The sequence below is a fragment of the Thiobacillus denitrificans ATCC 25259 genome, from assembly GCF_000012745.1.
Classification (GTDB): domain Bacteria; phylum Pseudomonadota; class Gammaproteobacteria; order Burkholderiales; family Thiobacillaceae; genus Thiobacillus; species Thiobacillus denitrificans_B.
The window spans coordinates 1288503-1311869 of record NC_007404.1 but is presented as its reverse complement, the minus strand read 5'-3'; the positions used below and the strand labels follow the sequence as shown (position 1 = coordinate 1311869).

18 protein-coding genes and 1 tRNA gene are annotated in these 23367 nt (G+C 64.9%); 2 read left to right on the top strand and 17 right to left on the bottom strand.

What is annotated here, in order from left to right:
- Positions 1-2: 2 nt before the first annotated feature.
- The 13 genes from TBD_RS06265 to clpS form a co-directional block, all read right to left on the bottom strand.
- Positions 3-884: a MinD/ParA family ATP-binding protein gene (locus TBD_RS06265; RefSeq protein ID WP_041432439.1), complete on the bottom strand. Its 882-nt coding sequence runs from the start codon at positions 882-884 to the stop codon at positions 3-5.
- The gene (gene flhF, locus TBD_RS06260; RefSeq protein ID WP_011311759.1) at positions 877-2121 is read right to left on the bottom strand and encodes a flagellar biosynthesis protein FlhF; all 1245 of its coding nucleotides are present in this window, start codon (positions 2119-2121) and stop codon (positions 877-879) included. Before flhF ends, TBD_RS06265 begins: the two co-directional genes overlap by 8 nt.
- Positions 2118-4196, bottom strand: a complete 2079-nt coding sequence (gene flhA / locus TBD_RS06255) for a flagellar biosynthesis protein FlhA (RefSeq protein ID WP_011311758.1) — start codon at positions 4194-4196, stop codon at positions 2118-2120. The genes flhF and flhA overlap by 4 nt, the downstream gene beginning before the upstream one ends.
- On the bottom strand, positions 4193-5365 hold the full coding sequence (flhB, locus tag TBD_RS06250; protein ID WP_011311757.1) for a flagellar biosynthesis protein FlhB: 1173 nt from the start codon (positions 5363-5365) through the stop codon (positions 4193-4195). Before flhB ends, flhA begins: the two co-directional genes overlap by 4 nt.
- Before the next feature lie 119 nt (positions 5366-5484).
- Positions 5485-6444, bottom strand: coding sequence for a flagellar motor protein MotB (gene motB / locus TBD_RS06245; RefSeq protein WP_011311756.1), 960 nt, complete (start codon positions 6442-6444; stop codon positions 5485-5487).
- Between the two features lie 27 nt (positions 6445-6471).
- Entirely contained in the window at positions 6472-7332 is an 861-nt protein-coding gene (motA, locus tag TBD_RS06240) for a flagellar motor stator protein MotA (RefSeq protein ID WP_011311755.1), read from the bottom strand.
- Between the two features lie 149 nt (positions 7333-7481).
- Positions 7482-8237 carry a class I SAM-dependent methyltransferase gene (locus TBD_RS06235; protein ID WP_011311754.1) on the bottom strand — a complete coding sequence of 252 codons (756 nt, stop codon included), beginning with the start codon at positions 8235-8237 and terminating at the stop codon, positions 7482-7484.
- Positions 8238-8257: 20 nt separating this feature from the next.
- Entirely contained in the window at positions 8258-8812 is a 555-nt protein-coding gene (gene flhC / locus TBD_RS06230; RefSeq protein ID WP_011311753.1) for a flagellar transcriptional regulator FlhC, read from the bottom strand.
- 24 nt (positions 8813-8836) lie between these two features.
- Positions 8837-9151, bottom strand: coding sequence for a flagellar transcriptional regulator FlhD (gene flhD, locus TBD_RS06225; protein ID WP_011311752.1), 315 nt, complete (start codon positions 9149-9151; stop codon positions 8837-8839).
- A gap of 249 nt (positions 9152-9400) precedes the next feature.
- On the bottom strand, positions 9401-10819 hold the full coding sequence (locus tag TBD_RS06220; RefSeq protein ID WP_011311751.1) for a mannose-1-phosphate guanylyltransferase/mannose-6-phosphate isomerase: 1419 nt from the start codon (positions 10817-10819) through the stop codon (positions 9401-9403).
- 466 nt (positions 10820-11285) lie between these two features.
- Positions 11286-11804 carry a hypothetical protein gene (locus TBD_RS14220; protein ID WP_011311750.1) on the bottom strand — a complete coding sequence of 173 codons (519 nt, stop codon included), beginning with the start codon at positions 11802-11804 and terminating at the stop codon, positions 11286-11288.
- A gap of 149 nt (positions 11805-11953) precedes the next feature.
- Positions 11954-14206: an ATP-dependent Clp protease ATP-binding subunit ClpA gene (clpA, locus tag TBD_RS06210; RefSeq protein WP_011311749.1), complete on the bottom strand. Its 2253-nt coding sequence runs from the start codon at positions 14204-14206 to the stop codon at positions 11954-11956.
- Positions 14207-14515 (bottom strand): ATP-dependent Clp protease adapter ClpS, encoded by a 309-nt coding sequence (gene clpS / locus TBD_RS06205; RefSeq protein ID WP_011311748.1) that lies wholly within the window; start codon positions 14513-14515, stop codon positions 14207-14209.
- A gap of 199 nt (positions 14516-14714) precedes the next feature.
- Between clpS and TBD_RS06200 the strand changes: the two genes are divergently transcribed.
- Positions 14715-16229, top strand: a complete 1515-nt coding sequence (locus TBD_RS06200) for an FAD-dependent oxidoreductase (RefSeq protein ID WP_011311747.1) — start codon at positions 14715-14717, stop codon at positions 16227-16229.
- 9 nt (positions 16230-16238) lie between these two features.
- Here TBD_RS06200 and TBD_RS06195 read toward each other — a convergent pair whose 3' ends face one another.
- The 4 genes from TBD_RS06195 to TBD_RS06180 form a co-directional block, all read right to left on the bottom strand.
- Entirely contained in the window at positions 16239-17768 is a 1530-nt protein-coding gene (locus tag TBD_RS06195) for a SpoVR family protein (protein ID WP_011311746.1), read from the bottom strand.
- Between the two features lies 1 nt (position 17769).
- On the bottom strand, positions 17770-19029 hold the full coding sequence (locus TBD_RS06190) for a YeaH/YhbH family protein (RefSeq protein ID WP_011311745.1): 1260 nt from the start codon (positions 19027-19029) through the stop codon (positions 17770-17772).
- Positions 19030-19042: 13 nt separating this feature from the next.
- Positions 19043-20962, bottom strand: coding sequence for a PrkA family serine protein kinase (locus TBD_RS06185; RefSeq protein ID WP_011311744.1), 1920 nt, complete (start codon positions 20960-20962; stop codon positions 19043-19045).
- An 821-nt stretch (positions 20963-21783) separates the two neighbouring features.
- Positions 21784-21873, bottom strand: a tRNA-Ser gene (locus TBD_RS06180).
- A gap of 78 nt (positions 21874-21951) precedes the next feature.
- Here TBD_RS06180 and mltF point away from each other — a divergent pair.
- Positions 21952-23364: a membrane-bound lytic murein transglycosylase MltF gene (mltF, locus tag TBD_RS06175; protein ID WP_011311742.1), complete on the top strand. Its 1413-nt coding sequence runs from the start codon at positions 21952-21954 to the stop codon at positions 23362-23364.
- Positions 23365-23367: the final 3 nt, after the last annotated feature.

Here is a 23367-nt window from a genome sequence, read left to right as displayed (position 1 = left end):
CTTCACCCTCTCCTGCAGGCTTCTGCGAGGCGTCCGCCCTGGATCACGCGTTGCATGAACCCGCCCAGTCCGCCGAGGCTCGCGGGTTGCGGCCAGCGCAGCAGGCCGTCAGCGAGAGTGCGGAAGTGCGAGGTCGATTGGGCGACCGGAAACGCGTCGACGACCGACGTGCGCAGCCGGTTCGCGCGGTCGAGCCGCTCGTCGAGCGGTATGTAACCAAGATAGTCGACCGAGACGCCAAGATACTGCTCGGCGGTACGCGAGAAATTGCGCGCCACGGCCTCGGCCTGCGCCGCGGACGACATGCGGTTGAGCAGCAGGCGGAACTGGCACTTGCCGAAGTTCTGCGCGAGACGCTTGACCAGCGTGTACGCCTCGGTGATCGCGCTGTTGCCCGGCGGCAGCACGACCATGATTTCCGACGCTGCGAGGCCGAGCGGCAAGGCGTCCGGATCGGTCGCCTCCTCCATGTCGACGAGCACGACGTCGACCCCGCACTGCAACCGGTTGAAATTCTGTGCGAGCCAGTCCTGATCGCGTTCCGACAGCGAACCGAGCTGCTTGAAACCGCCGCCGAGTGGCAGTACCTGCACGTTGTCGGGGCCGGTGAGGATCAGCGCATCCAGGTCACACCGCCCTGCCAACGCGTCCGCGACGTCGTAGCGCGGGGTCAGGCCGAACGCCGCGGCGGCGCCGCGGCCGTGGCGGTCCTGGTCGACGATGAGCACGTCGCGCCCCGAGCGCGCAAGGGCGACGGCGAGATTGGCGGTCGCCGCGGTCTTGCCGGCGTTCTTCTGGCCCGACATCACGGTGATGACCTGGAACCCGGTCTGCCCGAGGAGCCGCCGCAGGCCGGCGGCCTGATCGCTGACGAACTTATCCAAGGGTCACCGCGCTTTCACGGTAGGCCGCCGATTGACCGGCGAGCGCGAACGCGAGCTCGTTCTCCTCGAGTTGCCAGGGCGACGCCGGCACGCGGGTCTTGAAGGCACGATGGATCAGGTACTGACGATTGGCGAGGTGCAGATCCTCGGGCACGCGCTGGCCGGTCGCCAGGTAATGCACGTTCAGCTGATGGCGGATCGCGCAGTCGAGGGCCGGGCCGAGGCTCGCCGCCTCGTCGATCTTCGACAGGATGCAGCCGTCGAGGCCGCGCGTGCGGTAGGCCTCGACGACCTCGTTGAGGGTGTCGCCGTGGCTCGTCGCGTTGAGCAGCAGCAGGCGCTTGATCGGCTTGCCGGCCTGGCCGAGCATTTCGACCTGCTCGGCCACCGCGCGGTCGCGCTGGCTCATGCCGACCGTGTCGATCAGAACGGTGTGCTTGTTGCGCAGTTCCGACAGCGCGAGCCGCAGGTCGGCCGCGTCGCGCACCGCGTGCACGGCGACGCCGAGGATCTTGCCGTAGATGCGCAGCTGTTCGTGACCGCCGATCCGGTAGCTGTCGGTCGTCAGGAGCGCGAGCTTGTCGGCGCCGTGGCGGACCACGAAACGTGCGGCGAGCTTGGCCGTGGTCGTCGTCTTGCCGGCGCCGGTCGGGCCCATCAGGGCGAACACGCCGCCGCCGTCGAGCATGTCGTTTTCGGTCTGCATCACCTGCAGGCGCTTCATCAGCGTGTTGCGCATCCAAGTCTGGGCCTGCTCGCCCTCGCCCTTGGGCAGGCTTTCGAGCATCTCGCGCGCAAGGGTCGCGCTGAATCCGGCGCCGAGCATCTCGCGCATGACGGCGGCGCCTGCGGGATCACGTCCGGGCAGATCGCGCCAGGTCAGGTCGGCAAGCTGGCTCTCCAGCCGCGTCTGCATCGACTTGATTTCGCAGAGCACGCTTTGCGCGAGTTCGGCACTGTCCGGGCTCGGCACCGCGACCCGCTCGACCAGTCGGCGCTTGAAGGTCACCGCCGGCGCCTCCGCTTCGTCGCGCTGCGCCGGCGCACGCACCTCAGCGGGCGCAGGCTCGACCACAGGCGGCGCCATCGCGGCGATGTCGTCGGCGGCCAGCGCGAGCACTTCGACGCCGCCGTCGACCGCGCGATTGGAGAGGATCACGGCGTCGGGGCCGAGTGCGTCGCGCAGCTGGCGCATGGCCTCGCGGGACGTTTTGGCGACGATACGTTTGACGTTCATGCTGCTCCTCCTACCAGGGAAGTCACTTTGATCTGTTTGCCTTCGGGCACTTCAGCGTGCGAAAGCACCTTGAGTTGCGGCACCGTGCGCCGCAGGAAACGGGCGAGCAGCGGCCGCAGCACGGCCGGCGTCAGCAGGACGGCGGGGTGCCCCAGTGCCTCCTGGCGCTGCGTGCTCGTCCGCGCGCGTTCGAGCAGGGCGTCGGCGAGCCCCGGCTCGAGACCGGCCGCGTCGTGGCCGCCCTGCAGGGTCTGCAGCAGCAGACGCTCGAGGCCCTGATCGAGCGTCATCACCGGGAGCTCGTTGGCCGAACCATAGATCTGCTGCACGATCGAGCGGCCGAGCGCGACGCGCACGAGGGCCGTGAGTTCGTTGGGGTCCTGGACCCGCGCCGCGTGTTCGAGCAGCGTGTCGATGACAGTGCGCATGTCGCGGATCGCGACGCCCTCGGTGAGCAGGTTCTGCAGGACCTTCTGCACCGCCGAAAGCGACAGCAGCTTGGGCACCAGGTCTTCGACGAGCTTGGGCGCGCTTTTCCCGAGGTGATCGAGCAGCGCCTGCGCTTCCTGGCGGCCGAGCAGTTCCGCGGCATGCATGGTCACGAGATGGTTGAGGTGGGTGGCGATGACCGTGCCGGGGTCGACGACGGTGTAGCCCATGGCCTGGGCCTGCTCGCGCAGGCCGGGTTCGATCCATATCGCCGGCAGGCCGAACGCCGGGTCCTGCGTCGCCACGCCCGGAAGCGCGGTGACCACGTTGCCCGGGTCGATCGCGAGGAAGTGGCCGGTGCGCACCTCGCCGCTGCCGATTTCGACGCCCTTGAGCGTGATGCGATAGCTGTTGGGATTGATTTCGAGGTTGTCGCGGATGTGCACGGCCGGCGGAAGAAAGCCGACCTCGCGGGCGAACTTCTTGCGGATGCCCTTGATGCGTCCGACGAGTTCGCCGTCGGCCGTGCTGTCGACGAGCGGGATCAGGCGGTAGCCGACCTCGAGGCCGAGCGTGTCGATCGGCGCGACGTCCTCCCAGCTCGCCTCCTGCGACTCGAGCGCGACGGTGGGTGCCGCCTGCACCTCGGCCGGCGCGTCCTGCGGCCGCACGCGCGCCTTGTGGGCGAGCCAGGCGATTCCGGCGGCCAGCGCCAGAAACGCGAAGTTGGGCATGCCCGGAATCATGCCCATCATGCCGAGGATCGCCGCAGTGATGTAGAGCGCCTGCGTCTTGCTGAAGACGTTCGACAGCATCTGCCCGGCGATGTCCTCCTCGGTACTGACGCGGCTGACGATGATGCCGGCGGCGATCGAGATCACGAGCGCGGGGATCTGCGCGACGAGACCGTCGCCGATCGCAAGCAGCGTGTAGTTGCTCGCCGAGTCGGCGACCGACAGATCGTGCTGTATGACGCCGATGACGAGGCCGCCGACGATGTTGATGACGAGGATCAGGATGCCGGCGATCGCGTCGCCGCGGACGAATTTCGACGCACCGTCCATCGACCCGTAGAAGTCGGCCTCCTGCGCTATCTCGGCGCGGCGGCGACGGGCCTCGTTCTCGTCGATCAGGCCGGCGTTGAGGTCGGCGTCGATCGCCATCTGCTTGCCCGGCATCGCGTCGAGCGTGAAGCGCGCGCTGACTTCGGCAATGCGCCCGGCACCTTTGGTGATGACGATGAAGTTGATGACCACGAGGATCACAAAGACGATGATGCCGACCGTGTAGTTGCCGCCCACGAGGAAGTGACCGAAGGCCTCGATCACCTTGCCCGCGGCATCCGGCCCGGTATGGCCGTGCATCAGGACCACGCGCGTCGACGCGACGTTGAGCGACAGGCGCAGCAGCGTCGACAGCAGCAGCACCGTCGGGAAGGCGGCGAAGTCGAGCGCCTTCTTGGTCGACAGGCTCACCAGCAGCACCATGATGGAGAGCGCGATGTTGAAGGTGAACAGCAGGTCGAGCGCGAACGGCGGCAGCGGCAGCACGAGCATCGCCAGAATGAGGACGATGAAGATCGGCGCCGCGAGGGCGCGGCCGTTGGCGGCGCTGAAGACGTTCGATAGACTCAGCGTGCCGTTCATGCCTGGGCACCCATGTCAGCGGCAGGCGCGCCCTGCGCCTGCAGCGGGTCGAGTTCGGGCGGGACGGGCAAGGCCGTCGGCGCCGCCGGATAGGCCCCGCCGGCCTTCTCGAAATGCCGCAACTGGAACACGTAGGCGAGCACCTCGGCGACGGCCGCGTAGAGCGTCGCGGGAATCTCGTTGCCGATGTCGGTGTGGCGGAACAGCGCGCGCGCGAGCGGCGGCGCTTCGAGCAGCGGGACGCGATGCTCGGCCGCGATCTCGCGGATCTTTGCCGCGACGAGGTCGGCGCCCTTCGCGACGACGCGCGGCGCGCCCATCTTGCCTTCGCTGTATTTGAGGGCGACCGCATAGTGGGTCGGGTTGGTGACGACGACGTCGGCGCTGGGAACTTCGGCCATCATGCGGCGTCGCGCGACTTCGCGCTGCTGGGCGCGGATGCGTGCCTTGACGTGCGGGTCGCCTTCCGACTCCTTCGCTTCCTGGCGCAACTGCTCCTTGGTCATCTTGAGCTTGTTGTAGAAGTTCCAGAGCTGGTAAGGCAGGTCGAGCACGACGATGAAAATCATCGCGCCCGAGGCGAGCAGGAAGACCTTGCCGATGATGTCGCCCATGTGCCCGATCGCGGCCGTGGGTGCTTCGAGGCTCAGGCTCACGATCGCCTCGACGTTCGACCAGACGAGCCATGCGGCAACGCCGCCGAGCAGACCGACCTTGGCCAGTGCCTTGACGAGCTCGACCAGACCCTGGCTCGAAAACATGCGCTTGAAACCCGCGAGCGGGCTCAGCCGCTTGAAATCCGGCATGAAGGCCTTGGTGCTGAAGAGCCAGCCGCGCAGCAGGATCGGCGAGGCGAAGGTGGCGATCACAACCAGGAGCAGGAAAGGCGCCAGCGCGAGGGTCGCGTCGAAGAACTGCTGCGACAGCTGGGTCATCACGTGGGCGCTGTCGCGCGCGACGGCCGGATGGAACTGCAGGCCGCCGCGCACGATCTGCGACAGCGTCTGCCCGAGCTGGCTCGCCATCGCCCACAGCGCGGCGCCCCCGGTCATCAGCACGACGAACGTGGCGAGCTCGCGCGACTGCAGCACCTGGCCTTCTTCGCGCGCTTTCTCCAGTCGCTGTGGCGACGGGGCTTCTGTGCGTTCCTGATCGCTTTCTTCAGCCATCCCGATCTCACCTGTTGCAGAGCCGCCCCAGCGCTCGTGCGCAGGCGGGACTTTCTTCAGGCTCGATTATTGGCTGGCGGACGCGCCGGCGATCGCGGGAATAAGGGGGGTTTAGCCAGCTATTTCGCGGCGGCGGCAGGGGCCGCGACGTCGGAGGGCGGGGCCCGTCTGTCGAGCGCGTCGCTCGCGCCGTTCTGGTCAGTGACCTCGGCGCCGCTCGCCTCCTTGGTGATGGCCTCTTCGGTGCGCTTGTTGAGCACGATGATGCTGATGCGCCGGTTGACCGGATCGAAGGGCTTTGCCTGGGTGAACGGCACCGAGGACGCCAGGCCGACCACTCGCAACATCTTCGCCTCGGACATGCCGCCGACGATCAGTTCGCGTCGCGAGGCGTTGGCGCGGTCTGCCGACAATTCCCAGTTGCTGTAGCCACGCTCGCCGTTGGCGTAGGGCCGGGCGTCGGTGTGGCCGGAAAGACTGATGCGGTTTTCGACGTCGTTGAGGACCTGTGCGATCTCGTGCAGGATGACCTTGGTATAGGGCTGCAACTCGGCGCTCGCGAGGTTGAACATTGGCCGGTTCTGCTCGTCGACGATCTGGATGCGCAGGCCTTCGCTCGTGATGTCGATCAGCAACTGCCGCTTGAACTGCTTGAGCGTCGGGTTGCGGTCGATCGCCGCCTCGAGGCGCTGCTTCAACTGCTTGAGCTTCGCCGTCTCGAGCCGCTCGAGTTCGGCCTGCGCGGCCTTGAGGTTGTACGACTTCCTGTCGGCGTCGACCTCGCCCTTCTTGATCTGGCCGTTCTTGCGCGTGAGATCGGCGCCGCCGCCCTTGATGACGCTCGAACTGTCGCCGCTGCCGGTTCCACCCTGCATCGCGACCTTGAGCGGTGTCTTGAAATACTCGGCGATGCCTTCGAGATCGCCGCGCGTCGTCGAGCCGAGCAGCCACATCAGCAGGAAGAACGCCATCATCGCGGTCACGAAATCTGCGTAGGCGATCTTCCACGCGCCGCCGTGGTGGCCCCCGCTGGTCTTCTTGATCCGCTTGACGATGATCGGTGCTTTTTGCTCGCTCATTCGACGCTACCGATCGGGTACCAACGGTCAGCGCGACTTCGCGCTCTTGACGTGCACTTCGAGTTCGCTGAACGAAGGACGCTCGGTGGAGAACAGGACCTTGCGGCCGAATTCGACCGCGATCGCTGGCGCATACCCGTTGATGCTCGCGAGCAACGTCACCTTCACGCACTGCAGCATCTTGGTCGATTCGTGCACTCTCTGCTCGAGACGACCGGCCAGCGGGCCGACGAACCCGTAGGCGAGCAGGATGCCGAGGAAGGTTCCAACCAGCGCGTGCGCGATCAGTATCCCGAGTTCCGCAGGCGGCAGCCCGACCGACTCCATGGTGTGGACGACGCCCATGACCGCCGCGACGATACCGAAGGCCGGCAGCCCGTCGCCGATTTTCGCGATAACGTGAGCCGGCACCTCGCCTTCGTGATGATGCGTTTCGATTTCGTTGTCCATCAGGTTTTCGATCTCGAACGCGTTCATGCTGCCGCTCACCATGAGCCGGAGGTAGTCGGTCAGGAACTCGACGACATGGTGGTCCGCCATGATCGCCGGATACTTGCTGAACAGCGGACTGCTCTCGGGGGAATCGACGTCGGCTTCGACCGACATCAGGCCTTCCTTGCGGATTTTGGTCAGCAGTTCGTAGAGCAGCGCAAGCGTGTCCATGTAAAGCGCGCGCGTGTACTTCGAGCCTTTGAGCACGGTCGGCAAGGCCTTCAGCGTCGCCTTGATCACCTTGTTGTTGTTGCCGACGAGAAAGGCGCCGATCGCGCCGCCGCCGATCATCAGGAGTTCCAGCGGCTGGAAAAGCGCGGCCAGATGGCCGCCCGCGAGCACGAACCCTCCGAAGACGCTCAGGACGACGATGACGTATCCGACGATGACTAGCAAACCGGCTCTTCCTTCCGAATGATTCGACGGGCAAACGCGCTGCCCCTGCCCTTTTTCAGCTGCGCGAAAGCAGGACTCTCAGGCTAGGAATTCGACCGGTTCGAGGGAAACTTGATGGCGTAGCGGGACTATTTCCGCCGCCGTGGCCGTCACATGCGCCAGGCGTACAGGGTGTGACGCGCGCCGTCGCCCTCTCCCGCGACGTGATCAGGCGGCCGCGATCCGACCGGAAACGCCTGGCTGATGAAGAGGCTGCCGCTGCGCATTTGCGCGGACGCCTGGCGCCACAGAGCGGGCATCGCCGCCGGCGAAAGAAACGCGAACACGACGTCGAATTCGGCGAGATCGAGTGCGCTGTAATCGCGCCGCGTGAAGCGCGTGCCGCTTCCGCGCAGCCGGCCGCGCAGCCAGCTGATGAGCCAGGGCGCGGGCGCGATCTCGACCCCGTAAAAACGGGCTTGCGGAAAACGCCGCTCGAGATGCAGCGGCACGCTGCCGACACCGCTCCCGAGATCGACGAAGCTGAAGCGTTCGGTCGCGGGCAGGAGCCCGGCAAGAGCGTCCCAGGCCTTGCGGCTCGAAAGATACAAGGGAACCTGGGTGCGGAAGCTGCTCCAGTAGAAAAGCACGAGCACGATGAAGGCGGCGAGATAGCCCAAGGGCGGAATGTTCAGGCGCTGCGCCACGACGACCGCAGGCAGGAACACGAAATGGAGCGGATGCCACCAGCGCGCCTGTCTGGCGAAGCGGCTCAGCAAGGCCGCGATGCCGCCTTGCACGAGTGCGATCTGGGCGAGCGAGGGTCGATACGAAAGCACCTCGTCCAGCAGACGGTACGAAACCAACGCGAGCAGGACGGCAAGGCCCTGGATGAGGAGTGACTGGAGCGTGACCGGCAGACGCACGGACAGGCTGCGCGCGGCGGTCAGGCCGCTGCGGTCAATTCGGCCTGCGCGTCAGCCTTGGCCTTGCGGGTCTTGCCCGCGCGGGCCGGCATGTTGCAGAGCCCGCAGACGTAGTGGGTGTGAAGGTCTTCAGGGTGGACGACGAAATGGCCGCCGCATTCCGTGCACGCCGCCGTCGCCAGCATGCGGCTCTCGAAGAAGCGGTTGAGCGTCCACGCGCGGGTAAAGCTCAGCACGGCCTCGATCTCGTTGCTGTGCAGATATTCCTGGTACAGGCGATAGCTTTTGAGCATGGCCTCGATGCCGCTGCACTCGCTGTTGCGCACGAGGTAGCCGTGAATGTTCATGAACAGCGACGCGTGCACGTTGGGCAGCCAGGTCAGGAACCAGTCGGTCGAGAACGGGAGCATGCCCTTCGGTGGCGAGACGCCTTTGACTTCCTTGTACAGCTTGAGCAGGCGCTCGCGCGACAACGACGTCTCGGCTTCGAGCACCTGGGGACGGGCACCGAGTTCGATCAGTTCGATCGCGAGCTGGGTGTCGCGCATTTCGGTCAACAGGCTTTTCTTGCTCATCCCCGCGCTCCTCGATGCCGCTACTCAGACCGTTGCCATCGCCTGGCCGGCCATCAGAATGGCAGCGTGCGACTGAGCGAGCGCGCGATCCTTGGTGTAATTGGTGAGCAGATTGAGCACCATGCCGTCGTCGAAACGGAAGCGCGACACGAGCATTCCCGAGCTGGCGAGCTTGAGGATCTGGGCGGGAGTCAGGTTCTCGATCAGGTCGGCGACGTCCTGGCTGATGCCAAGGCGAAAAACGGCGGTCGCCTTGTCGTGCTGAATCATGTTCTGCGCCAGCATCAGGTAGTTGAGATTGACGTCACGCATCTCGTCGAGCATTTCGTCCATTTTCATCGGTCTGTCTCCGCGTCTCGATTTTTTTCGAACTCACGCTCAAGTCGGCGTGGTGAATTCGTTTTCGGACGCGACCCCGGAAAGTTAATAAAGAAAAGCGCTGGTTCCGGAGACAGAATCACCGGCTGCGTCATGTAGGTGTTTGTCCTACACGCGAGTTGGGGAAGTCGCCCCCTGCCCTTCGGGAGCGAGGCGGGAAAAACGCGGGGGCGGCGAGACCGTCTGCCGCACGAGCGGACAGACTTCCGGCTAGTCGCGCTTGTAGACGTCCTCGAAGCGGACGATGTCGTCTTCGCCGAGATAGGTGCCGGACTGGACCTCGATCATGTGAAGATCGACCTTGCCGGGGTTCTCGAGCCGGTGGGTGGTGCCGAGCGGTATGTAGGTCGACTGGTTTTCGGCCAGGAGCATAACCTCGTCGCCGCAGGTGACGCTCGCGGTCCCCGAGACGACCACCCAGTGCTCGGCACGATGGTGGTGCATCTGCAGGCTCAGCTTCTCGCCCGGCTTGACCATGATGCGCTTGACCTGGAAGCGGTCGCCGCCGTCGATCCCCTCGTACCAGCCCCAGGGACGGTAGACCTGCTTGTGAACCAGATGCTCGCAGCGCTTGGCGGCTTTCAGGCGATCGACGAGCTTCTTCACGTCCTGGACCTGGTCCCTGTTCGCCACGAGCACCACGTCGGCCGTCTCGACGACGACGAGATCCGACACGCCGAGCATCGCGACCATCCGCGTCTCGGCGCGGACGAAGTTGTTCGCCGCGTTCTCCAGCATCACGTCGCCACGGACCGCGTTGCCCGCCGCGTCCTTCTCGGCGACCTCCCACAGCGCCGACCAGGCGCCGATGTCGTTCCACCCGATGTCGGCCGGCACCACGGCAGCGCGGCGGGTATGCTCCATCACGGCGTAGTCGACCGATTCCGACGGGCAGGCCTCGAAAGCGACGGGGTCGAGACGCACGAAATCGAGATCCGGCTTCGCGGCATCGAGCGCGGCGCGGCTCGCGCTCAGGATGTCCGGCCGCAGGGTCTCGAGCTCCTTGAGGAAATCTGACGCCCGGAACAGGAACATCCCGCTGTTCCAGAAATAATCCCCCGAAGCGACGTACTGCTGAGCGGTGGCGAGATCGGGCTTCTCGACGAAGCCGGCGACCGCGTGCGCACCTGCCGCCTCGGCCAGGGCATCGCCTTTACGGATGTAGCCGTAGCCCGTCTCGGGCGTCGCGGCCACGATGCCGAACGTCGCGAGGTAGCCGTGCTTCGCTGCGTCGGCGGCGCGCGTGATGGCAGCGTGGAAGGCCGCGATATCGCCGATCAGATGGTCGGCCGGCAGCACCAGCATGAGCGCGTCGGCATCCTCGCGCGACAGCCGCAGGGCCGCCACGGCGATCGCAGGCGCGGTGTTGCGGCCGACCGGCTCCAGCACGATCGCGCTTGGATGGACCCCGATCTGCCGCATCTGCTCGGCGATCATGAACCGATGCTCGACGTTGCACACCATGAGCGGCGCCGCCATGTCGGGGAAATCGGCGAGCCGGAGGACCGTATCCTGCAGCAGGCTGCGCTCGCTCGCGAGCGGCAGCAGTTGCTTGGGCAGAGCCGCACGCGACAAGGGCCACAGACGGGTGCCGGAACCGCCGGAAAGAATCACTGGATGAATGGTCATGTCGCTCGCTCGTGGTTCGGTTTTGTCGGGTGAACGCGCCGGATTGCCGTCGGGTCGTACTGCTTGCCGCCACGCGAAGTTTACCGTCAGTTCGAGCAGTTGCGTCGCGCCCGCCCTCCTCCCCGAGCGCGCCGCACCGCGGGCGACCCGGGCACGTCGCCGGCATATGCTGCCTGCCTTGACACGCTGGCCGTGCCGGCCGAGCGGCGCGCGCACATTCAAAAAGTCCTAAAGAAAAACGCTTTTCCTGCCGTAATCCAAACGCACTACACGACGCCAGACGAATGTGCCGGTGGCAGGATTCTTCCGCCGGCTTATAGTTGGGAAGAGTGTGGGGTTTGTGTGATTTCCCTTGTAGATTTTCCCGGTACGGGGTTTTTCCCCAGGCGCTCCTCCTCCTGCCACACCGGGATTTCCGCGGCGCTTCGGCGCCGCTTTTTTATTCCGCTGCCTCGTTTTACTGCGCCTAGTCGAAGGCGCGCGCACCGGTCGACTCGCGGACCTGCCTGAGTGCTTCAGCGGCGCGTCGCTTGGCGTCGGCACGCCGCGCCGCCTCGTCCTTCTGCGCGGACTGCGCGAGCAAGGCCGCCTGCTTGTCGCGGCGCGCCGTCTCCGCCAGCTCCCTCCTGCTACGTTCCGCTTCGCGGCGCTCTTTTTCCGCCTGCGCGGCCCGCGCTGCGGCCGCCTCGCGGGCCTGCGCTTCGTGGGCCTCCTGCTCGCGCTTTTCACGCAGCGCTTGCTCCGCCTTTCGTGCCCGCTCCCGGGCTTCATGCGCCTTTTGCGCTTCGAGCCGCGCACGCGCCTCCTTGAGGTCGGCGCGAATCTGCACGCCGGTCTGACGAATGCGCTCGCCTATGACCGCGAGATCCTCGTCCGAAAGGGTACGGTTTTGCGTGGGGGCCGGCTCCGGGTCGGCCTTGGCGGCTACCGGCAGCGAGCCGGCGAGTGCGAGGAAAGCAAGGGCGAGGACAGGGTGACGTGTCATGAATCGTTCTCCGGCTGGGCAAATTGCCGCAGGCGTCCGACCCGGTACAACAGTCTCCCTGATCACGATCAGCCAGGAGCCGGGTCGGGCTCTGCCGCTGCCACGGCTAACGGCCACCGACGCGGAATCTTTACCCGGCCCTTGCCCGACTAAGCTGGCACGGCCTCCTCGAACTCGAGCGCGACCCGGTCGTCGGCGCCGACGTCGATCGTGACGCGTCCACCGGTCGCGAGTCGGCCGAACAGCAGCTCATCGGCGAGCGCCTTGCGGATCGTGTCCTGGATCAGGCGTGCCATCGGCCGCGCGCCCATCGATGGATCGAAGCCATGCTTCGCCAGATAGGCCTTGAGCGCGTCCGTGAAGACCGCCTCGACCTTCTTCTCGTGCAGCTGCTCCTCGAGCTGCATCAGGAACTTCTCGACGACCTGGAGGATGACCGGCTCGCTCAAGGGCGCGAACGGAATGATCGCGTCGAGGCGGTTGCGGAATTCGGGCGTGAACATGCGCTTGATCTCGCCCATCTCGTCGCCGCTTTCGCGCGCGCCCGCAAAGCCGATGGTCGCCTTGTTCAGCATCTCTGCGCCGGCGTTCGTCGTCATGATCAGCACGACGTTGCGGAAGTCCGCCTTGCGGCCGTTGGTGTCGGTCAGGGTGCCGTGATCCATCACCTGGAGGAGCACGTTGAAGATATCCGGATGCGCCTTCTCGACTTCATCCAGCAAAACAACGGCGTAGGGATGTTTCGTCACCGCTTCCGTCAACAGCCCGCCCTGGTCGAAACCGACGTAGCCGGGCGGGGCGCCGATCAGGCGCGAGACGGCGTGCCGTTCCATGTATTCGGACATGTCGAAGCGGATCAGCTCGACGCCGAGCACATAAGCGAGCTGGCGGGCCACTTCGGTCTTGCCGACACCGGTCGGGCCGGAGAACAGGAAGTTGCCGATCGGCTTCTGCGGATTGCCCAGGCCGCTGCGCGACATCTTGATCGCGGTCGACAGCGCGTCGATCGCCGCGTCCTGGCCATAGACGACTGCCTTGAGGTCGCGATCGAGCGTCTTCAACGAATTCTTGTCGTCCGACGACACGGTCTTCGGCGGGATGCGCGCAATCTTGGAAATGATCTCTTCGATCTCGCGTGGCGTGATCACGCGGCGCTGCTTCGACTTCGGCAGAATCCGCTGCGCCGCGCCGGCCTCGTCGATCACGTCGATCGCCTTGTCGGGCAGATGGCGGTCGTTGATGTAGCGTGCCGCCAGTTGCGCCGCCGTGCTCAAGGCCGCCGCGGTGTATTTGACGCCATGGTGGTCCTCGAAGCGCGACTTGAGACCACGCAGGATTGCGACCGTCTCGTTGACCGACGGCTCGGGGACGTCGACCTTCTGGAAGCGCCGCGACAGCGCGTGGTCCTTCTCGAAGATCCCGCGGTATTCGGTATAGGTCGTCGCGCCGATGCAGCGGAGCTGCCCCGACGAGAGCGCGGGCTTCAACAGGTTGGACGCGTCGAGCGTGCCGCCGGACGCGGCGCCGGCGCCGATCAGGGTATGAATTTCGTCGATGAACAGGATCGCCTTCGGATTGTCCGCCAACTGCTTCAGCACGCCCTTCAAGCGCTGCTCGAAATCACCGCGGTATTTCGTGCCGGCGAGCAAGGCACCCATGTCGAGGGCGTAGACCGTGCTCTGCGCGAGGATGTCGGGAACGTTGCCTTCGACGATACGGCGCGCCAGGCCTTCCGCGATCGCGGTCTTGCCGACGCCGGCCTCGCCAACGAGCAGAGGATTGTTCTTGCGCCGGCGGCACAGAGTCTGGACGACGCGCTCGAGTTCGGGATCGCGCCCGATCAGCGGGTCGATGCGGCCTGCCAGCGCCTGGGCGTTGAGGTTCTGCGCAAAACTGTCGAGCGGCGCGTTGGAGACGGCTTCGGCGCTCGCCTCGGTCGCGTCCTCCGGACGGGTCGGCTCGCTCTGCGGCGTCTTCGTGATGCCGTGGGAGATGAAATTGACGATATCGAGCCGCGTGACGCCCTGCTGGGTCAGGAAGTAGACGGCGTGCGAATCCTTTTCACCGAACACCGCAACGAGCACGTTCGCTCCGGTCACTTCCTTCTTGCCCGAGGACTGGACGTGCAGGATCGCGCGCTGGATCACGCGTTGGAAACCGAGCGTGGGCTGGGTATCGACTTCGCCGTCGCCGCCGACGCGCGGCGTGTGCTCGTCGATGAATTTTCCGAGCTGCTCGCGCATGGTGTCGATGTTGGCGCCGCAGGCACGCAACACTTCCGCAGCGGAGGGGTTGTCGAGCATCGCCATCAGCAGATGTTCCACCGAAATGAACTCGTGGCGCTTCTGCCGCGCATCCATGAAGGCCATGTGCAGCGAGACTTCAAGTTCTTGGGCAATCATCTAAGTTTCCTCCATCGTGCACTGCAGCGGGTGCTGATGCTGCCGCGCGAAATCCACAACCTGCTCGACCTTGGTATGCGCGATATCCCGCGTGAACACACCGCAAACCCCGACACCCTCAGTATGCACTTTGAGCATGATTTGTGTCGCCCGTTCTTCGTCGATGCCAAAAAACTTTCTGAGCACGTGAACGACGAATTCCATGGGGGTGTAGTCGTCGTTCAAGAGCAGTACCTTGTACAGCGGCGGAGGCTTTACCTTGGCCGCTGCCGGTTCCAGTAGGGTAGAGCCTTCTCGCTTGGTTGCCATAGCCCGAATATGCCTTGATTACTGGCTTTATTTTGAGCCGACGCGGGGATTTTTCAAGCCTGCTGACAGTAGGGCCGCCGACTTCGGCGACGCTCTCCGCGCGGGATCGCAGCCGCTTTTCAGCGCCGTTGCGTCCTATAACAGAACCTGGCGCCAGAGCGCCGATTCGAACCTGCTCGGCTTCCCTCAAGGAGTTCGCATGACCCATTCCGTATGGCGCGGCACGGCCGCAAACGATCGCGCGAGTCGTCACCCGCAACTTTCCGGCCGGGTGGAGGCCGACGTCGCGATCATCGGCGGCGGCATCACCGGGGTCACCTGTGCCGCCCTGCTCGCGCTGGCCGGCCGCCGGGTCGTTGTGCTCGAGGCACGCACGCTCGGCTTCGGCACGACCGGCCATTCGACCGGGAATCTCTACGAGGCCCTCGATGCGGGGCTCGCCGGCGTCGAGAAAAAATGGGGCAAGGACGTGGTCCGCCAGGTCATTGCCTCGCGGCGCGAAGCGGTCGATCTGGTCGAGCGCTTCGCCGCCGGCATCGGCGAGGCGGTCGCATTTCGTCGCTGCCCGCTGGTCCAGTACAGCGAAGACGACTGGTCGCAAATCGAAGAAGAGTACGAGACCCTGCAAGCAGCGGGGGTGGCGGTCCGGTTCGGTGACGCCGAGGAACTGCCCGGCGCGACCGGACGCGCCATGGTCCTCGACGGCCAGGCGCAGTTCCATCCCTTCAACTATGTACAGGGCGTGGCGGAGCGCGCGGTCGGGCACGGCGCACAGATTTATGAGGACTCGGCGGTCGTGGAGATCTCGGCCGGGGACGGCCTGGTGCGCACCGCGTCCGGCGCAGTCAAGGCCAAGGCCATCGTCGTCGCCACCCACACGCCCAAGGGCGTTTACGGCCTGCATGGGCAGATGCTGACCTGCAGGGAATACGCCGCGGCCTACGAATTTCCGTCGCTTTCGCTGCCCCAGGGCATCTTCTGGCAGCGCGGGGCGGTCACGCGCTCGTTCCGCAAGCTCGAAGTGGGGGGAAGGCGCTATCTGATCACGGTCGGCTCGCCCGACAAGACCGGGCTGCACGATCCGCAGAAATCGCTCGCGGCCGTCGAATCGCTGTTCGACCGGAAAGTCCGCGCCGGTGACGAACGCTGGGCCTGGTCGGCGCAGGCCTACCATTCGCCCGATCTCTTGCCCTACATCGGTCACAGCGCCCTGCACGACGTCTATATTGCGACCGGCTTCGGGGCCGACGGCCTGACCTACGGCACGCTCGCCGCCCAGATCCTCTGCGACGCGATAGTCGGCAAGGACAACCGTTGGGCCGAGCTATACCGCCCCGGACGCTTTGCGCCGCTCAAATCTGCGAAGCAGACGCTCGAGGAGCAGACGGTCGCGTTGAAAGGCCTGATCGGCGACCGGCTCGCCATACCCGACTACGCGGAGGCGTCCTCGATACCGCCGGGTAGCGGTGCTGTCGTCAAGGCGCAGGGACGCAATATCGCGCTGTACCGCGACCCGGCCGGTGCGCTGCACGGGGTGTCCGCAGCGTGCACCCACCTTGGCTGTATCGTTCACTGGAACGCATTGGAGAAAAGCTGGGACTGCCCCTGTCACGGCAGCCGCTTCGGCACCGACGGCAGCGTGATCGAGGGGCCGGCACTCGCCGCCCTGGAACCGGTCGACCTCGGGCAGGCCGGGGACGCCGAGATCGGGTAACGCCCCGCCTCAGGCCTCGCTCACGCCGACGAGGCGGACGATGCCGTCCTGGTCGACGTTTTCCATCCTCACCTTGTAGCCCCAGAGCCGCGCGACATGGCGAAGCATTTCCGGGGTCGAGTCGCCGAGCGGGCGGCGGTCGTGCATGTAGTGGCGCAGGGTCAGCGAGCGGTCGCCGAAGACGTCGACCTCGTAGATCTGGATATTGGGCTCGCGGCTGCCGAGGTTGTACTGCTCGGCGAGCAGCTGGCGCACGGTCCGGTAGCCGGCATCGTCATGGATCGCGGCGACTTCAAGCTGTTCGTCGCGCTCGTCGTCGACCAGCGCGAACAGCTTGAGATCGCGAATCAGCTTGGGCGAGAGGTATTGCGCGATGAAGCTTTCGTCCTTGAAGTTGCGCATCGCGAAATCGAGCGCCTTCACCCCGTCGGCCCCGGCGAGCTCCGGGAACCAGCGGCGGTCTTCCTCCGTTGGGTGCTCGCAGATGCGCCGCAGGTCCTGGAACATCGCGAACCCGAGTGTGTAGGGATTAATGCCGCTGTAGTGGCGGCTGTTGTAGGGCGGCTGGTAGATCACGTTGGTGTGGCTCTGCAGAAACTCGATCATGAAGCCGTCGGTCAGCTTGCCCTCCTCGTACAGGTGATTGAGCAGGGTGTAATGCCAGAAGGTCGCCCAGCCCTCGTTCATGACCTGGGTCTGCCGCTGCGGGTAGAAATATTGCGCAATCTTTCGCACGATCCGCACGACCTCGCGCTGCCAGGGCTCGAGGCGCGGCGCATTTTTTTCGATGAAATAGAGCAGATTTTCCTGCGGCTCGCTCGGAAAGCGGCGCGTCTGCTCTGCCCGATCGACCGTCTGCTTGCTCGGCAGCGTGCGCCATAGGTCGTTGACCTGCGACTGCAGATAGGCTTCCCGTTCGAGCTGGCGCGCCTGCTCCTTGGCCATCGAGAGCTTGGCTGGCCGCTTGTAGCGGTCGACGCCGAGGTTCATCAGGGCGTGACAGGAGTCGAGCAACTCCTCGACCGCCGTCTCGCCATAGCGCTGCTCGCATTCGGCGATGAAGTTTCGCGCGAAGACCAGGTAGTCGAGAATGCCCTCGGCGTCGGTCCAGGTGCGGAACAGGTAATTGCCCTTGAAGAAGGAATTGTGGCCATACGCCGCGTGAGCGATCACGAGCGCCTGCATCGTCATGGTGTTCTCTTCCATGAGATAGGCGATGCAGGGGTTGGAGTTGATGACGATTTCGTAGGCCAGTCCCATCTGGCCGCGCTTGTAGCTCTTCTGTGTCGAGAGGAAATGCTTGCCGTAGGACCAGTGGTGGTAACCGACGGGCATCCCGACCGACGAATACGCGTCGATCATCTGCTCGGACGTGATGACCTCGATCTGCTTGGGATAGGTGTCGAGGCCGTAGTGTTCGGCGACCCGGGCGATTTCGTGATCGTAGAGGTCGAGGAGCTCGAAGGTCCATTCCGAGCCCTCGGAGAGCGGCTTGCGGACGGAATCGATCGGGGCGGCGTGCTCGGTTTCTGCTTCCATATCAAGCGGCCTTCTTCCTGAACAATTCGCGGAACACCGGGTAGATGTCTTCGAGCGCAAGGATGCGCTGCATCGCAAAGCGTGGGCTCGCCGCCTTCACGCGCTCGTACTCGCGCCACAGGCTCTGCGGCTCCTCTGCCTCGATCTCGACGTAGGCGAAATACTGGGTCAGCGGCAGGATGCTCTGCAGCAGCAGGTCACGGCAGCGTGGCGAGTCGTCGTCCCAGTTGTCGCCATCTGACGCCTGCGCGGCGTAGATGTTCCAGTTCGAGGTCGGATAGCGCGCGAGGATGATGTCTCGCATCAATTCGAGCGCACTCGACACGACGGTGCCGCCGCTCTCGCGTGAGGAAAAGAACTCCTCCTCGTCGACTTCCTTGGCGACGGTGTGATGACGGATGAAGACCACGTCGATCCGCTCGTAGCTCTTGGTCAGAAAAAGATAGAGCAGCATGAAGAAGCGCTTGGCGATGTTCTTGCGGTCTTCGTCCATCGACCCCGACACGTCGAGCAGACAGAACATCACGGCCTGGCTGCTCGGCACCGGCTGGTCGACGCGATGCGCATAGCGCAGATCCCAGGTGTCGATGAAAGGCACGGCCGCAACGCGCGCCTTGAGCGCTGCGATCTCCTCGCGTAAGGCCTCGGCGTCGGGTTCCGCGCCTCGGCCCTCGGCGACGAGCGCCTCGAGGGCTTCTTCCGCCTGCCGCAGCGCCTCGCGCGGGCCGGCGGCCATCGCCAGGCGACGGCCGATCGCCTGCTTCATCGAGCGCACGACGTGCAGATTGGCCGGGTTGCCGTGGCTGACGAAGCCTGCCCGCGACTTCTTCACCTCGGGCACGGCCGCGAGCTGCTTCTTCACCATGTCGGGCAGGGCGAGGTCTTCAAAAAAGTAGTCCATGAACTCTTCTTTCGAGAGCTCGAAGACGAAGTCGTCCATGCCCTCGCCGTCAGGCGATCCGCCGCTTCCGCCGCCGCCCTCGCCCGCGGGACGGTCGATGCGGTCGCCGCTGACGAACTCGCGGTTGCCGGGCAGGATGACGTTGCGGCGACCGCCGGGACCGTGGTGGAAGATCGGTTCCGAGAGGTCCTTCGACGGGATCGAAATCTTCTCGCCGCGCTCGAGATCGGCGACTTTCCGTCCCGACACGGCCTGCGCCGCTGCCTTGCGGATCTGCGCCTTGAAACGGCGCAGGAAGCGCTGGCGGTTGACAGCGCTGCGGTTCTTGCCCGAAAGCCGGCGGTCGACGAGTTGACTCATGGTGGCATCCCCGTCAGGAGGTTTTCCTCGCCCGTAGGTACCACTCGGCGAGCAGGCGCACCTGCTTCTCGGTGTAGCCCTTCGCCACCATGCGCTGGACGAAGTCCTGGTGTTTCTTCTGTTCCTCGCTCGACGCCTTGGCGTTGAAGGAAATCACCGGCAGCAGGTCCTCGGTGCTCGAGAACATGCGCTTCTCGATGACCGCGCGCAGCTTCTCGTAGCTCGTCCACGCGGGATTCTTGCCATGGTTCTGCGCGCGCGCCCGCAGCACGAAGTTGACGACCTCGTGGCGGAAGTCCTTGGGATTGGCGATTCCCGCCGGCTTCTCGATTTTCTCGAGCTCGGTATTGAGCTGGCCGCGGTCGAGGATCTCGCCGGTGTCGGGATCGCGGAACTCCTGATCCTGAATCCACATGTCGGCGTAGGTCACGTAGCGGTCGAAGATGTTCTGCCCATACTCCGAATACGACTCGAGGTAGGCGGTCTGCAGTTCCTTCTCGATGTACTCGGCGTAATGCGGTGCGAGATATTCCTTGAGATAGGCGACGTAGCGCTGCTCGGACTCGGGCGGCAGTTGTTCCTGCTCGATCTGCTGCTCGAGGACGTAGAGCAGGTGCACCGGGTTGGCCGCGATCTCGCTGTGGTCGAAGTTGAACACGCGCGATAGTATCTTGAACGCGAAGCGCGTCGAGACCCCGGTCATCCCCTCGTCGACGCCCGCGAAGTCGCGGTATTCCTGATAGCTCTTCGCCTTGGGGTCGGTGTCCTTGAGGTTCTCGCCGTCGTAGACCCGCATTTTGGAATAGATGCTCGAGTTCTCGGGCTCCTTGAGGCGCGTCAGTACCGCGAACTGGGCGAGCATCTCGAGCGTGCCCGGCGCGCACGGTGATTCCGACAGCGAGCTGTGCTGCAGCAGCTTGCGGTAGATCTTGACCTCTTCCGACACGCGCAGGCAGTACGGGACCTTGACGATATAGATGCGGTCGAGGAAAGCCTCGTTGTTCTTGTTGTTACGGAAGGCCGTCCATTCGCTTTCGTTGCTGTGCGCGAGCACGACGCCGTCGAACGGAATCGCACCGAAGCCTTCGGTGCCCTTGTAGTTGCCTTCCTGGGTCGCCGTCAGCAAGGGATGCAGGACCTTGATCGGCGCCTTGAACATTTCGACGAACTCCATCAGACCCTGGTTCGCCAGGCATAGTCCGCCCGAGTAGCTGTAGGCATCAGGGTCGTCCTGAGAGTATTTCTCGAGCTTGCGGATGTCGACCTTGCCGACCAGCGACGAAATGTCCTGATTGTTCTCGTCGCCCGGCTCGGTCTTCGAAATCGCGACCTGACCCAGCACCGAGGGCCAGCGCTTGACGACGCGGAATTTCGTGATGTCGCCGTTGTATTCGTGCAGGCGCTTGACCGCCCACGGCGACAGAACCCTGCCGAGGTAGCGGCGTGGGATGCCGTACTCCTGCTCGAGGATGTCGCCGTCCTCGTCGGCCGAAAACAGCGAAAGCGGCGAGTCGTTCACGGGCGATCCCTTGATCGCGTAGAACGGTGCCTTCTCCATCAGATGCTTGAGCTTTTCGGCCAGCGAAGACTTGCCGCCGCCGACCGGCCCGAGCAGGTAGAGAATCTGCTTCTTCTCCTCGAGCCCCTGCGCCGCATGGCGAAAGTACGAAACGATCTGCTCGATCGTCTCTTCCATGCCGAAGAAATCCTTGAACGCCGGGTAGCGCTTGATGACCTTGTTCGAGAACAGCCGCGACAGCCGCGGGTCCTGACGGGTGTCGACCAGTTCGGGTTCGCCGATCGCCGCCAGCAGGCGCTCGGCCGAACTGGCGTACGCGAGCGGATCCTTCTTGCAGATCGCGAGGAATTCCTCGAGGGAATATTCCTCTTCCTCGCGGCGGTAACGTTCGATGTACTGATTGAACAAGCTCATGACGTACTCCTGCTCGTTGATCGATGATGCGCTGACTCGAAACTCGCAACGATCGTGCCATACCCAATAGCGGCAACGATTCGACCGGGTTGAGGACGATTGGTGCCGCGACCTGTCGAGGCGACCGAGGCTCGCGCCGCGTCATGGTTCGAGCCGGCTACGCGGGTTCGCCCCAAACGGTCGTAAAGGGTTGTAGCTTCTACAACGAGGGCGGCGCGGACGTGCGCGATCGCGCGAAACGCGCTGTGCGGCTTGGGGAAGGGAAAATCGCTGGCGCCTGCGCGCCGCAGATCAGGTTCAGAAAAGCGGGCGTGCCGAACTACCATCCGAGCCCGCTTCGCCGGTGCGTTCCCCGGCTCGACGCTCGCCGAGGGGGCCCGGCCTCGCTGCGAAGTCCTCGCTCCGACCCGTGGCAACGGGGCGTCCGGACGAAGTACAGCAGCGCAACACTTTTATCCATCGGCATCTTCAAGAATCTCTCACATCGCTCCCTGCTTTATAGGATGTTCTGCGATTCAGTCGCCATTAGACACCCGATCTTTGCCGCGTGGAACAGGCGATAAAAACAATTGATCGCTGAGGCGCGACGCGCGCAAGGTCCGCGGAAAGGTCTCGCCGTCTAGCGACCGAGGCTCAGCGCACGAAGTTCAACGGCACCTCCGATCGTCCCGGAGGCGTGAGGGCTTATGCGTCCTCGTCTGCCACCACGTGGCACCGGGTCGGCCCGGGTGAAAGCGAGGACAGGAATACGTGAGAGGCGCGAGGCAGCGTCGAGCCGGGGCGCAAAAAAAGCGCCACGGGGGCGCTTTTTTCTCATCTGTTGGCGGAGAGGGTGGGATTCGAACCCACGGTAGGCTTGCACCTACGCCTGATTTCGAGTCAGGTACATTCGACCACTCTGCCACCTCTCCGGCGGCGCGTATTGTAACCGAGTCGGCGCCAGCGCGCGCCTGCTGGACGAAAATTTCACACTCGGTCAGACTGCGCGCATGCCCAGCCTCAAGACAAAGGGAGCGGCCGGGAAATTCGCTTCGTTGCTGCTGGTGCTCGCGCTGAGCGCCTGCAGCCGGCCCGCGCCGCCGCCGGAAACGAGCGGCGAATTGCGCGTCGGGACACGCAACAGTCCGGCCACCTTTTACATCGGCCACGACGGCGAAACCGCGGGATTCGAACACGACCTCATCCTCGCATTCAGCCGCGCACAAAACTGGACGCTCAGTTGGACCGAAAAGTCCCGGCCACAGGCGCTGTTCGACATGCTCGAGCGGCGCGAAATCCATCTCGCGGCGGCTGCGCTGCCGCAGGCCGTGGTCAAGGACCGCCACCTGATCTCCGGTCCGATCCTGTTCGAGACCCCAGTCCACGTCGTCTATCGCACAGCCGATCGCGCGCCGCGCGGCGTCGCCGGACTCGCCGGAAAAAAACTCGCATTCATCATCGGCTCCGGGCACGGCCCGATGCTCATGCGGCTGAAACGCAAGCACCCGGAACTCAGCTGGGCCGCGGTGGAGAACGTCTGGCCCGAGGAATTGCTCGCGCAACTGCAGGCGGGCAAGTACGACGCGGTGATCATCAACGGCATGGATTTCGACGCGATGCGCAACTTCTATCCCGGCCTCGCCGTCGCCTTCGATCTGCCGTACAAGCAAAAAATCGTCTGGGCGCTGTCGCCCGGCAGTTCGCACGCCTTTCGCAACGCGCTCGCACGCTTCGTCGAACGCGCGCGCTCGGACGGCACGATCAAGCGCGCGCTGGAACGCTACTTCGGGCACGTCAAGCGCCTGGGCAGCAGCGACATTCTCGGCATCCTGCAACGCCGCCCGCAACGCCTTCCAGACCTGCGCGAGCATTTCCAGGAAGCGCAGACGCTGAGCGGAATCGACTGGCGTCTGCTCGCCGCGATCGGCTACCAGGAATCGCAGTGGAACCGTCTGGCGACCTCGCCAACCGGCGTGCGCGGCGTGATGATGCTGACCGGCGAGACGGCGGACCGCATGGGGGTCAGCGACCGCCTCAACGCGCGCGAGAGCATCCTCGGCGGCGCACGCTATCTGGCGCTGTTGAAGGACGCGCTTCCCGCACGCATCGCCGAGCCGGATCGCACTTGGCTCGCGCTCGCTGCCTACAACCAGGGTCAGGGCCACCTCGAGGACGCGCGGCGGATCGCGCAGGCACGCGGCGGCGACCCGAACAGCTGGGCGGACGTCAAGGAGGCGCTGCCCTACCTGAGCCGCGGCAGCTACGCGAAGGTCATGAAATACGGCTATGCGCGCGGCGGCGAAGCGCTGCGCTTCGCCGAGAACATCCGCAACTACTACGACATCCTGCTGCGGCTCGAGCCCGAATACGATCCCTTGATCAATCTCGGGCGAGGCGAAGACGGCCTGCCACCGCCGGGCTGAGAC

Bases quoted from the DNA above. Each gene is read 5' to 3' on its own strand.
- flhF (WP_011311759.1), bottom strand. From the start codon at position 2,121: ATGAACGTCAAACGTATCGTCGCCAAAACGTCCCGCGAGGCCATGCGC.
- flhA (WP_011311758.1), bottom strand. From the start codon at position 4,196: ATGAACGGCACGCTGAGTCTATCGAACGTCTTCAGCGCCGCCAACGGC.
- flhB (WP_011311757.1), bottom strand. From the start codon at position 5,365: ATGGCTGAAGAAAGCGATCAGGAACGCACAGAAGCCCCGTCGCCACAG.
- motB (WP_011311756.1), bottom strand. From the start codon at position 6,444: ATGAGCGAGCAAAAAGCACCGATCATCGTCAAGCGGATCAAGAAGACC.
- flhC (WP_011311753.1), bottom strand. From the start codon at position 8,812: ATGAGCAAGAAAAGCCTGTTGACCGAAATGCGCGACACCCAGCTCGCG.
- flhD (WP_011311752.1), bottom strand. From the start codon at position 9,151: ATGAAAATGGACGAAATGCTCGACGAGATGCGTGACGTCAATCTCAAC.
- TBD_RS06220 (WP_011311751.1), bottom strand. From the start codon at position 10,819: ATGACCATTCATCCAGTGATTCTTTCCGGCGGTTCCGGCACCCGTCTG.
- TBD_RS14220 (WP_011311750.1), bottom strand. From the start codon at position 11,804: ATGACACGTCACCCTGTCCTCGCCCTTGCTTTCCTCGCACTCGCCGGC.
- clpA (WP_011311749.1), bottom strand. From the start codon at position 14,206: ATGATTGCCCAAGAACTTGAAGTCTCGCTGCACATGGCCTTCATGGAT.
- clpS (WP_011311748.1), bottom strand. From the start codon at position 14,515: ATGGCAACCAAGCGAGAAGGCTCTACCCTACTGGAACCGGCAGCGGCC.
- TBD_RS06200 (WP_011311747.1), top strand. From the start codon at position 14,715: ATGACCCATTCCGTATGGCGCGGCACGGCCGCAAACGATCGCGCGAGT.
- TBD_RS06195 (WP_011311746.1), bottom strand. From the start codon at position 17,768: ATGGAAGCAGAAACCGAGCACGCCGCCCCGATCGATTCCGTCCGCAAG.
- TBD_RS06190 (WP_011311745.1), bottom strand. From the start codon at position 19,029: ATGAGTCAACTCGTCGACCGCCGGCTTTCGGGCAAGAACCGCAGCGCT.
- TBD_RS06185 (WP_011311744.1), bottom strand. From the start codon at position 20,962: ATGAGCTTGTTCAATCAGTACATCGAACGTTACCGCCGCGAGGAAGAG.
- mltF (WP_011311742.1), top strand. From the start codon at position 21,952: ATGCCCAGCCTCAAGACAAAGGGAGCGGCCGGGAAATTCGCTTCGTTG.